The sequence below is a fragment of the Echinicola strongylocentroti genome, from assembly GCF_003260975.1.
GTDB lineage: Bacteria > Bacteroidota > Bacteroidia > Cytophagales > Cyclobacteriaceae > Echinicola > Echinicola strongylocentroti.
Map to the genome: position 1 here is coordinate 411,073 of NZ_CP030041.1, position 11,891 is coordinate 422,963.

10 protein-coding genes and 2 tRNA genes are annotated in these 11,891 nt (G+C 41.9%); 3 read left to right on the plus strand and 9 right to left on the minus strand.

The window, feature by feature from the left end; genetic code table 11:
- Positions 1-34 precede the first annotated feature (34 nt).
- Entirely contained in the window at positions 35-1,009 is a 975-nt protein-coding gene (locus tag DN752_RS01510; protein ID WP_112782334.1) for a GSCFA domain-containing protein, read from the minus strand.
- Between the two features lie 306 nt (positions 1,010-1,315).
- Here DN752_RS01510 and tyrS point away from each other — a divergent pair, with 306 nt between their 5' ends.
- The 3 genes from tyrS (at position 1,316) to DN752_RS01525 (ending at position 5,144) form a co-directional block, all read left to right on the plus strand.
- Complete coding sequence (gene tyrS, locus DN752_RS01515) at positions 1,316-2,614, plus strand: tyrosine--tRNA ligase (protein ID WP_112782335.1); 1,299 nt, start codon at positions 1,316-1,318, stop codon at positions 2,612-2,614.
- Positions 2,615-2,902: 288 nt separating this feature from the next.
- Positions 2,903-3,604: a TetR/AcrR family transcriptional regulator gene (locus DN752_RS01520; protein ID WP_112782336.1), complete on the plus strand. Its 702-nt coding sequence runs from the start codon at positions 2,903-2,905 to the stop codon at positions 3,602-3,604.
- A gap of 772 nt (positions 3,605-4,376) precedes the next feature.
- Positions 4,377-5,144 carry an SDR family NAD(P)-dependent oxidoreductase gene (locus DN752_RS01525; RefSeq protein ID WP_112782337.1) on the plus strand — a complete coding sequence of 256 codons (768 nt, stop codon included), beginning with the start codon at positions 4,377-4,379 and terminating at the stop codon, positions 5,142-5,144.
- On the opposite strand, the gene DN752_RS01530 is transcribed toward DN752_RS01525, so the two are convergent.
- The 8 genes from DN752_RS01530 to DN752_RS01565 all read right to left on the minus strand — a co-directional run bounded on the left by DN752_RS01530 (position 5,141) and on the right by DN752_RS01565 (position 11,775).
- Positions 5,141-6,064 carry a YihY/virulence factor BrkB family protein gene (locus DN752_RS01530; RefSeq protein ID WP_112782338.1) on the minus strand — a complete coding sequence of 308 codons (924 nt, stop codon included), beginning with the start codon at positions 6,062-6,064 and terminating at the stop codon, positions 5,141-5,143. The two genes, DN752_RS01525 and DN752_RS01530, sit on opposite strands and share 4 nt — an antisense overlap.
- 792 nt (positions 6,065-6,856) lie before the next feature.
- A complete protein-coding gene (locus DN752_RS01535; protein ID WP_112782339.1) occupies positions 6,857-7,417 on the minus strand; it encodes a 1-acyl-sn-glycerol-3-phosphate acyltransferase in 561 nt (186 codons plus the stop codon).
- Between the two features lie 11 nt (positions 7,418-7,428).
- Entirely contained in the window at positions 7,429-8,217 is a 789-nt protein-coding gene (locus DN752_RS01540) for a patatin-like phospholipase family protein (RefSeq protein ID WP_112782340.1), read from the minus strand.
- Positions 8,207-9,049: an MBL fold metallo-hydrolase gene (locus DN752_RS01545; RefSeq protein WP_112782341.1), complete on the minus strand. Its 843-nt coding sequence runs from the start codon at positions 9,047-9,049 to the stop codon at positions 8,207-8,209. Before DN752_RS01545 ends, DN752_RS01540 begins: the two co-directional genes overlap by 11 nt.
- A 283-nt stretch (positions 9,050-9,332) precedes the next feature.
- Entirely contained in the window at positions 9,333-10,280 is a 948-nt protein-coding gene (locus tag DN752_RS01550; RefSeq protein ID WP_112782342.1) for an acetyl-CoA carboxylase carboxyltransferase subunit alpha, read from the minus strand.
- Positions 10,281-10,503: 223 nt separating this feature from the next.
- A complete protein-coding gene (locus DN752_RS01555) occupies positions 10,504-11,100 on the minus strand; it encodes a DUF502 domain-containing protein (protein WP_245949417.1) in 597 nt (198 codons plus the stop codon).
- 421 nt (positions 11,101-11,521) lie between these two features.
- Positions 11,522-11,595: transfer RNA gene (locus DN752_RS01560), tRNA-Asp, on the minus strand.
- 106 nt (positions 11,596-11,701) lie between these two features.
- A tRNA-Asp gene (locus DN752_RS01565) sits at positions 11,702-11,775 on the minus strand.
- Positions 11,776-11,891 lie beyond the last annotated feature (116 nt).

An 11,891-nucleotide genomic window follows, 5' to 3' on the forward strand; every position in this document is an offset into this window, starting at 1 on the left:
AACCTTTTTTCAGTCCGTCAAGTGGTGTTCACAATCATTCCCTTTTTAACCTACCTTCAAGTTCAGCAACGGCCATTTTCGGGTCTAGGTAATTATCCAATTGTTTCAGTTTGCTGATCGCTTGATTGACTTCAAAAACATAGTCCCTGCTCTGGGGATTATAGGGCAAACTGTTGATAGACTGAATGATGGTATCCATTTCTTGGGAAGCATCCAGCAGCTTGGAGTCGAAATAGGCTTCGTTGAATTTTGAGGTGATGTATTCAATGGCTTGGTCGTTGGGCTGCAACAAGTCTCGCTCATAGAACCGGTAATCACGTAGATCATTCATCTGTAATTCATATGCTGGGAAGTATTTTACTTCCGGAAATTCGTTGACGATCTGATGGATGGCCACCCTCAGCACTGATTTGCTGACACAGTTCAGCGTGATCGTGTCTTTGGTATGCATCACGGGACTGAGCACAAAAATGATGTTCTTGATATGGTTAAGTTGCGGATAAATATGCCTGAAGCTTTCTAATATCTTATCTGGCGTCAGTAGCTCTTTTTCGAACAGCTCTTGCGGTGCTTTGTGACAGTTGGCCACTACCTGCTTGGATTCAAGATGCCTGAACACATAGGCAGTACCCAAGTTGATCATCAAAAATTCCTGTTTTTTGAAATTTTCCTGCATCACCTGAACCTGGGCTTTAATATTTTCTATCAGCTCCACCTCCGAAGACTGTCTTCTGAGAAAATTGTATTGAAAGTGGTTCCAGTTGCCTTCATATTCTGTCAACAACGACTCATTCAGGGCGGCATGTTTACCCAGTAATTCAATATGGTGAAAGAGACTGATGGGATTATAAATCCGTCCAAAAGGATTGCTGGTAACGTCCAGGCCATATTGCCGGAGGTTCTGGGCCATCATGGACGAAAAACCAGATCCCAGAGACATGATTTTTGCTTCTTTATTGATTTTCGTTGGATTTTCTTCTATGATCAGTTCACTTCTAAATTTGCTCATGATAGGTTATTTACGTAAGAAAATAGGTCAAAAACTGGTGAAACTTACTTCGTCAAAAGATGTTCATTTAAGATATAAAAAAGATCAAAGAAATGGCTCGCTGCAACTGCTAAAATAAATTATTTATTTCGAATCTAAATTTATTTCCTCCTATTCAAAGCAAATACATTAGCTGCTCTAACGCATATCCTCGAATACTGACAAATGTCACAAAGGTCAGCCTTATCTGCGATCCATTAATTTACTTTCTCTCAAGAAACCTTATCTTTGCAGCTTTAAAAAAGATCAAAAATACACTAAGATACAATGAACAATTTTATAGAAGAGCTGCGTTGGCGAGGCATGGTCCAGGACATGACACCGGAATTGGAAGAGCACCTTAACAAAGGCATTACCTCAGCCTACCTGGGCTTTGACCCTACAGCAGATTCTTTGCATATAGGACATTTGGTGGGTGTGATGACCCTTCTCCACTTCCAGCGCTCTGGCCATAAACCCATCGCACTGGTCGGAGGTGCCACGGGAATGATCGGAGATCCTTCTTTCAAATCCGCCGAGCGAAACCTCCTGGACAAAGAGACATTGGATAAAAATATCGCAGGTATCCAAAAACAGCTGGGCAAATTCCTCCACTTCGAGGATGACCAAGCCAACAAAGCTGAATTGGTAAACAATTATGATTGGATGGCTGACTTTTCCTTTTTGGAATTTATCAGAGATGTGGGCAAACACATCACCGTAAACTACATGATGGCCAAAGACAGTGTAAAGCGCAGGCTTGAAGACGGTAATGGCCTGTCGTTTACAGAGTTTACTTATCAGCTTATCCAAGGGTATGATTTTTACCATTTGTGGAAAAACAACAACTGCACTATGCAGCTGGGAGGATCTGACCAATGGGGAAATATCGTCACCGGAACGGAGCTCATCAGAAGAAAAGAAAGCGGAAGTGCCTTTGCCCTCACCGTTCCTTTGATCACCAAAGCAGATGGTACTAAATTCGGAAAGACCGAAGGCGGAAGTGTTTGGCTGGATCCAGAGAAAACTTCTCCGTACGCATTCTACCAATTTTGGCTGAATGTCTCGGATGAAGACGCCTCCAAGTATATCCGCATCTTCACCACATTGGACCAGGATACTATCGGAGGACTGGAAAAAGATCATGCCGAAGCCCCTCACCTGAGGATTCTCCAAAAGGAAATCGCCAAGGAAATCACCATTATGGTTCACTCAGAGGAAGACTATGAAATGGCCGTGAAGGCTTCTTCCATTCTTTTTGGCAAATCATCCACCGAAGATCTCGCCGCCTTGGACGAGCGGACATTCCTCCAGGTATTTGAGGGAGTGCCGCAGGTGGAGTTGAACAAAACGGAGTTTGAAGCAATTGGTGGCGTTCTCGACTTACTTGGAGAAAAAGGGCAAGGCATCATCTTTAATTCCAAAGGTGAAGCCCGCAAAATGATCCAAGGAGGAGGTGTGAGTATCAATAAAATCAAACTCTCAGACCCACAAGCTACTACAGAAGGCCTGGAGCTTCTCCAAGGAAAATACCTTCTGGTACAGAAAGGCAAAAAGAATTATTTTATCATCAAAATAATCAACTAACCTTCTGATAGAGGCTGTCTCAACACGGGATCCCTATCGTGATTTCGATACGAATTGGATCTCCCACGGAGACAGTCTCTTATTACTTTTTTTAACCTCAAGTTAAATTGAATAACAATTCATTTTATTACACAAAGCACTAATTTACAAACCATTAACAACATCATCAGCCACCCTACTTTCTTATATATTTGGCCATTTTTTGGTAAATTTTATTTAAACCATTACCGATTTTAAATAAAGTTCAATACCTTTAAACCCTGTTTAACACAAACACTTTTTAATACAATGGGAGTTTACGAAAGACAAAAAAAAGAAAAAGAGATTCTAGAGGCTGCCATCGGTCTATTTGCCTCCAAAGGCTACCACACCACCAAAATGGATGAAGTAGCGAAGCAAGCCAAAATGAGTAAGGGGCTGATATATTTTTATTATAAAAACAAGGAAGACCTTTACATGGCCGTAACCAAAAAAGCCTATGAGCAGTTAAAGGAAATCTTCAGGAATACACAGAAAGCTAAAGGAAAATCAGGGATCGATCTCATCACCCTATTGATTGAACGATTTATTGAGTTTACCACAGAAAACAAAATGTACCAAGAAGCCATTCTGAACTTTATGGGATTGATGGCACAGTACAATGATCCTGAGAAAAAGAAGCTAATGGATCCCCTTGTTCTCGACAGCCCAAATTTCAATGAACTGCTGGAAATCCATCATGATCCAGCAAAAATCGGCATTCAACTGATATCTCATGGGGTACGAGACGGGTCCATGCGCCCTGATTTACAACCAGAAATCACCTTTTATACCATTTGGACCATGATGATTGGTTATGAGCGACTAATGGGGCCGATAGAATACGAAAATAAGGAAATTAAAATCAGCCAGGAAAACTGGAAAAACGGTTTCATTAAGCTGATCCATGAAATGCTGAAAGGCACCATTCAGGCACAAAGACCCAAAGCTGTCCAGGGCAGTTTATTCTAGGTCATTAAGCATACTTCTATCACCTGACATATTTCCAAAGGCCCGCTTTCACAAAGTGGGCTTTTTAACCCGGATTATGCGTTAGGAAACGTAGTGAGAGCTGAAATTGCAAGAAAATCAGTTAGTTTGGAGGCATTAGCGTAGCACCGCTACGGTTATGCCGAAAACTAAAGTGAAACGGCTGATTTTGAAGCAGTTTCAGGTCGCAACACCTGTGCGCCGTGGCGTAGATAGGCTAATGCATATTCCGGGTTTAACCCAGTTTCAATGCCATATAGTTAGAGTGTATATGGTTTCATTAGTTCTTTTTGATTTACTAATCTGATTATACACTTTATTGCCAGTAGGTTTTATTTCTCACGGAACGCACAGAACACTCAGAATGAAATAATGTTTTTCTGAGATTTCAGTGGTTTCTGTGAGGACCTACTTGCTATTGCTGTGATTACTGGTATCATTGCGGATAATCATATTACTAATAACCTAAGCTCGACTTATTTTTAGTATAAAAAACGTCATTGCAAGCCCTTTTGTAATGGATGTTGTGTAGGAAAAGGCCGTGGCTGCTTCCTCTAGGTTTACAAAGTTCGTAGTGCATGTTCCGACTACTGTACAGAGACGGGTATATAATCGAACTGAGGTGTATAATAACGGATCCAATAATCTGAATAATATCATTTTTTCTAAAATTTAACATCAAATCATCCAAACAATTACAGTAAATTTTCTATCTTAAAAAAGACAATTTTTCACGCTAAAACTCAAGGAATAAATGGATCTATCATCATTGTTTTCTCTTAACAATAAAGTGGCTCTTATTACAGGTGCAACCCGAGGGATTGGGCTGAGCATTGCGGAATTTTTTGCTGCAGCAGGGGCTAAAGTCGTCATCTGCAGCAGGGAGCAAAAAAAACTCGATGAAATAGCCAAAAAATTGTATAACAAGGGATACGATGTCACTGGAATAGCTTGTAATGTCGGGCATCCTGATCAATTAAAAAGTTTGGTAGACCAAACGGTCAATGCTTATGGCCAAATTGATATTTTAGTAAACAATGCCGGTACCAATCCATACTTCGGCCCAGTCCAAGATGCCTCACTGGAGATCTTTGATAAGGTCATGGATGTCAATGTCAAGGCTCCATTTGAGCTTTCAAAGTTATGCCTCCCCCATCTCCGCACCTCCTCTCAGGCGTCCATTATCAATATCAGCTCGATCGGTGCCCTGTCACCAGAACCTCAGTTGGGAATCTACAGTGTCAGTAAGTCCGCTTTACACTCGCTGACCAAAGTATGTGCCAAGGAATGGGGCCAACAGAAAATCCGTGTCAATGCCATCTGTCCGGGAGTAATCAAAACAGATTTCAGTAAAGCATTGTGGTCAAATGACCAGATAATGGAAGTGATCATGAAAAGACTCGCCCTCAAAAGACTGGGAAAAACGGAAGAAATCGCAGCACTCGCTCTATTTCTCGCCTCCCCTGCTGCAAGCTATATTACCGGAAGTATATTTACGGTGGATGGTGGATTTACGAGTTAGTCTTCTTCATCTGTATTAAATATTTCCTTTAATTCTATTTTCACGGCATTTTTCAATGGCCGTATTCCCTTTCCTGTATTTTCGGCAATATAGAAGGTGATCTGTGCTCCGTATAGAAAAATAATTACCGAATAATACACCCATACTAAAAAGATCACCAGTGAACCGGCAGCGCCGTAGGCGCTTCCTATATCACTGTTGCCCAAGTAAAACCCGATCAGGTATTTACCCAAGGCAAAAAGTACCATCGTACATACAGCTCCCAACCAAACTGATCGCCACTTCACCTTAGCATCTGGTAATATCTTATACATCAACCCAAATATCAAGACCATCATGGCCTGGGTGATCACAAAATTGGTAATGGCAGCCAAATAGCTGGAAAGCCCATCAAAAACCGTGGATAGCTCATTGAAAAAGATCACAATCGCCGTATCGATCACCAATGAAATCAATAGTACAAATCCAATGGAAGCCACCATCGAAAAGCTTAGCAGGCGGTTGACGATAAACTTAATCAGCCCTTTTTCTGGTTTTGGCTTTATATGCCATATATGATTAATGCTATTTTGTAAGCTCACAAAAACCGTCGTGGCACTGAAAACCAACACTCCTATAGCTATGGTACTTGCCCAAAAGCCGTCCACATCCAAGGCAGCATTATAGATAATTTCATCTAGCATCGTAGCCATCTCCATGCCGCTGAGATCGGATATTTGCGTCAGCAGCTCATCCCTTACTTCCCCCTTATTGTAAAATGTTGCTCCAATATTTAGCACTATGACCAATAAGGCCGGCATACTAAAGATCGTATAAAAGGCGATACTCGCAGCAAACGTCATTGAATCACTCTGCCCAAATGCCTTAACACTGTCAATTAATATCGTAAAAATGGTAAATTTTCTAAGCTTCTTTATCATAAGGTGTTGGTTTATAAAAATATATCAAAATGTATGCCTTCAAGAGCACATACACAACCATATTCCATAATAAAAATTATCTTCTTGATATGGAACCCCTTTCGCCGGGCAAACGCATTTAATATTAAATTTCGTGTAGGGCAGTTATCATCCGTGCCGTTGGCACTCCTTCTGGAGCTGAAGGAGACCTTAACCTCCTGCGGATGAATCCGTAGGAAACTAAATTCATCGTGCCGCTGGCACTTTACCCCAGTTTGTACATTAGAAATAGCAGCAGCCTGTCGCGGCAAATGCTGAAAGAACAAGGATACCATTTAGTTTAGAGGACGAATAAACCTCCGTTCATTTCTGCCCAAGTGGGAGAATGGTATAGATAAATTTAAGAATTTTATGTGTATCCGTAACGCAACACCTAGTCTCATAGAAACGAAGTATTCACTGTGAGTCCATTATTCGGCCTTTGGAGCATTCGGTTTTGGGACAGTTGATGGGGGCGCTAAGAAAATGAGTTAGCTCGTACAGTGGACAAGCGAGATCCACTCATTTTTAGCCCATAGCAACTGGCACAAAATCAAATTAAGGCAAACGAAATCGTACTCGTAAACACAACCACTTAATGTGAAGGATGCTCCATGGCCTAGATTTTTTGCCTACTTTTTCATCAATGGAAAAAGTAGGAAAGTCTGATAAAGCATATGAAACTAAATCCCATAGAAACGGCAGATATATATTCAAATTGAGGTACTTTTTTAAATGCGTTCAGCCTGCCCCCTCTCGCCCCGAAGTGTATGGTTACAAGATCCCTTGATCAGGGTACTTGCCTGTGACACTCCGACCAAAAGCCTTTATTTCTTCCATCTGCCCTTCCAGGTCACCATTTGGATAGATTACCGGACCTATCCCCGCATGTTTCTTTTTATAGTCCAAAAAACCAATAACAACCGGGACTCCTGCACCTTCTGCTACATGATAGAAGCCTGTTTTCCAACGTTTGGCATAACTCCTGGTTCCTTCTGGGGTCACCATCATCACCAGCTCATCACTTGTTTTGATAAGCTCGATCATTGCCTCTGTATACGTTTGTTTGCGCTTTCCTGCTATCTTTTTCCTGTCGATGGACATGCCTCCAAGACCACGTATAAACCACCCCAAAGGTCCCACCATCACTTCCTTTTTGATCGTAAATCTTACGGGTACATCCAGAATATAAAAGGCCGCACGAGAATATAGCAAATCCCAATTACTGGTATGCGGGATCGCCACCATGACAGCTTTCTTTAAACCCTTGGGGAAATTTCCCTTCACTTTCCATCCGGTCAGCCAAAAGACAAACCGAGCCAATAACTTCATCATCAAGTTGCTCTTTATTGATTTACTTCTCCCAGCTTCATCAACCCTTCATTATAGGTAATGAAACGCTGGGCAGATTCATACCCTGCTGCAAAGATATCTGCTGCTTTTTTGATATCAAAAACCCCATAGCGGGCAAGCCCCTGTGGTTCCATAAAAAAATCGCATTTATTTTTACGGGTATAGACATTATAATTCATGGACATGATCACGGTGCGCTCGATGAGCCTCTTCATATTGGAGATATTGTCCTCTTCATGAAGGTGGTTACAGTTTACACCAATGATATCCTCGCAGCGGCCTTCAAGAGGTTCTACGGGCAGGTTGTTAAGCGCTCCACCATCAATGTAAAACTTCCCGTCGATCTGTACGGGGTCAAATATCCCCGGAATACAACAAGAGGCCATCAATGGCTTGATCAATTCTCCTTCGGAAAAATACACCACTTTTCCCCGACTGATTTCGGTGGCGGTGATGCTCAAGGGGATTTCGAGGCTTTCAAATGTATTTTCCGGCAAATGCACTTCAAAAAGCTGCTCCAAGGAATCCATTTTCAGTATTCCCGTCCAACTGATGGCCGGCCGCATAAACTTGAAATAATTGGTATTGATAATAACATCAAGAATCGCATCGGGCTTCATCCCTTGGCAATAAAGCGCACCCACTATCGCCCCAGCACTGGTCCCTGACACCCTGCTCGGCTTGATGCCAATTTCTTCCAGTGCCTTCAAAATGCCCAGATGGGCAATTCCCCTTACACCACCACCCGAAAGTGCTATACCAATATTACGATTAGAGCTCACTCAATGAAAATGTTTTATCCAGTCTTACTCCTTTTTCGGTCATTTTCACTGTACAGCATTCGTGGACAGGATCATGCTCCAAAAAGAGGATATATTTATTTGTTGCTGCTTCTTCCAGAAATGTCCGCTTTTCTTCCAGCGTCAGTAATGGCCTCGTATCATAGCCCATAACGTACGGCAGTGGTATATGCCCCACCGAGGGAAGCAAATCCGCTGCAAAGATAATGGTTATTCCCTTGTATTGGATCCTTGGGATCATCTGTTTGTCGGTATGGCCATCTGCGGTAAAGAAGCTAAAACCTGAAAACAACTCTCCCTGCTCCAAATCAAGGTAATTCAATTGACCACTTTCTTGCATGGGGAGAAGATTTTCCTTCAGGAAAGAAGCCTTTTCCCGGGCATTGGGCTGTGTGGCCCAGGTCCAATGATCCTCATTACTCCAGTATTGGGCATTCTTAAAGGTCATTTCCAGCTGATCGGTTCCCGCTTTGTACCGTACACCTCCACCACAATGATCAAAATGTAAGTGCGTCAAAAAGTTATCCGTCACATCATCCAACTGAAACCCTGCCTTTTTCAACGATCCATCAAGGCTGTCATCTCCATGTAAATAATAATGGGAAAAGAATTTTTCACTCTGTTTGTTGCCGATGCCATTATCGATCAGGACAAGGCGATCTCTCTCCTCCACAAGCAAACAACGCATTGCCCAAGTACACATATTGTTCCCATCAGCAGGGTTGGTTCGTTGCCACAATGACTTGGGCACCACACCAAACATGGCTCCGCCATCCAATTTAAAAAAGCCGGTATTGATCACATGAAGTTTCATCGCCTTATTATTATTTTGGGTTCACATCAGGATTACGAAATGTATATATCCGCAAGGATGCCAGTAAAGGTTTAACTTAAGAAGAATATCTCACAGGTTGCACAGATCTTTTACCTAACGGTCAGACAGGTGAGCACGGACACCTGATTCTTTACCTGAGATAATCCGAGAAATCCGTGAGAGACTTTATTACTAACAGGAAAACAGGTACTCAGATTATAAAATACCTATAGACGAAAAAACCTCTGCGTCGACAGAGGTTTTTTCGTAAAATGATTAGAGATTATTCTTTTACGACTCCCATCGCCGAAAATTTATTAATTCGTTCTTCTATCCTCTTTTCGGGTTTGATTTTGTCGAGTTCTTTCAACGCTTTGTTAATGGCTGCTTTAAGGTTTACTGCCATGGCTTTCATGTCCTTATGCGCTCCTCCAAGCGGCTCTGGAATGATATTGTCCACTAGCTTATTACCAAGCATGTCCGATGCCGTCAGCTTCAGTGCCTCGGCTGCTTGCTCCTTATAATCCCAGCTCCTCCACAAAATGGTAGAGCAGTTTTCAGGAGAAATCACCGAATACCAGGAATTCTCCAGCATCATCACTTTATCACCAATGGCAATGCCCAATGCACCACCGGAGGCACCTTCACCGATAATGATACAGATCACGGGAACCTTCAGCATAAACATATCCCGGATATTCCGGGCAATAGCCTCTCCTTGGCCCCTTTCCTCTGCTTCTAGGCCAGGAAATGCACCAGGAGTATCGATCAAGGTAACGATAGGCTTGCCAAATTTCTCGGCCATCTTCATCAGGCGAAGAGCTTTTCTGTACCCTTCCGGATTGGCCATACCAAAATTTCGTTCTTGCCGTTGTTTGGTATTTCGTCCTTTTTGTTGCCCGATAAACATCACTGATCTTCCGTCAACGTCTCCAAGGCCACCAATCATGGCTCTATCATCATTCACGGTACGATCACCATGAAGCTCTATGAAATCATTGGTAATTTCGTATATGTAATCTAATGAATAAGGCCGATCCGCGTGCCTGGACAACTGTACGCGTTGCCATCTGGTTAAATTTTGGAATGTTTCTTTTTTCAAAGTTTGTATTTTTTCCTCCAAAGACTCAATATCGGCTGACAAATCGATTTGCTTGCCTTTAGCCAATTCCTTCATTTCTTGAAGTTTAAGCTCTAAATCAGCAATCGGCTTTTCAAATTCTAAGACCATATTAACATTTTTTTAACAGGACAAAGATAAAAAGATTATCCCGAAGTAAAATCATTGGACTATCTGTCTTTACAAATATACCCGTCGCTGATTCTGAGATTTCGCGAAATATAAGGATAATTGTTTTAAAATCAACAACTTGAATTCATTCACTATAATCACAAAAAATAAGACAAAATCAACATTTTTACTTTAATGCTTTTATCCTATTATAAAACCATTGTTATTCTACCTTGTTTTGGTAAATACTCTTAATAAACTTGTCTGTTTCACCAATACCCGTCTGTTTCAGAATTCTTAATGCTTCTGGTTGTGTCATGTTGGTAGGCTTCACTTGAGAAGATTTATAGATGATCAGATTACCAGACCACGGATCCGGTGACCCCGGTACAAACACCAACTTGTCTCCCTCGGGAAGCTCATCCACCAAAAAACCCAAAACCAAGCCATCCATCGGTACCAATACCACGGGAAGGTCTTTGTTTTCACGAATACCAGCCGCAGACTGAAAGGTGCTTTTCATCAAGCGGTAAGCAGGAAACATCGTAAGGATGTTATTTTCGATCCAAGTAACAAACGTCACTCCTACTGAAGATGATGCGACAAGTCCCAATACAAAACAAAGAATAATCACTAAAATAATGGCCATCACATAACTAAAATCCAGCACCTTCTCCTGGTCATCGTGAAGTGACTGCGAAATCTTGAAGGCCACAGGATGGATGATGCGGATCACCTTTCCCAAAAGCACATAGGTCAATATTAGCGGAATCAAAAAAAACACCCCGCCTTTTAGCGTTTTATTGATAAAATTCATCATTACCTTCATTAATAAATGGCAAAACCCATAGTGACAGAAAAATTTTACCTAAAATAGTCATATTTTGGCTGAATACCATCAAAATGGATGAAAAAGGAATAAAGCGCTGTTGGTGTAGATTGGGTTTTAGCGTGAATTTATAAGCGCTAGGAAGATGATTGCTGCTAAAGCAATGAGGTTATTTTTGATGTTTACCATAGGTGTTATCCATGGCTAAGGATGCTACGCCCTTTCCGGGCTTTTAATACTACTTAGCTCTTCCACTTGAAGAAAAAAATCAGCGCAAATCTTAACCACCTGCGTCATCAGCGTCCTACCCGAACCCTTCCCAATCTCCAACTTTTCCGCTTGACCCGCTGAGGTAAAGTCTGTATCCTAAAAACCTATAAATGCAAAAAGCCCCACTTTCGTGAGGCTTTTGCGGAATGGACGGGACTCGAACCCGCGACCTCCTGCGTGACAGGCAGGCATTCTAACCAACTGAACTACCACTCCTTTAATTTTTCTAAGTGAATTCGAATCAGCGATCTTCCCGACACGTCGGGACTTTCTAACCAACTGAACTATCACCGTTAATTGCAATAAGAATGAAATATCTAAGCGGAATGGACGGGACTCGAACCCGCGACCTCCTGCGTGACAGGCAGGCATTCTAACCAACTGAACTACCACTCCTTTAATTTTTCTAAGTGAACTCGAATCAGCGATCTTCCCGACACGTCGGGACTTTCTAACCAACTCAACTACCACTCCTTTAAATTTTCTCAACCAAAACCTTTGTTTTCTGCGAA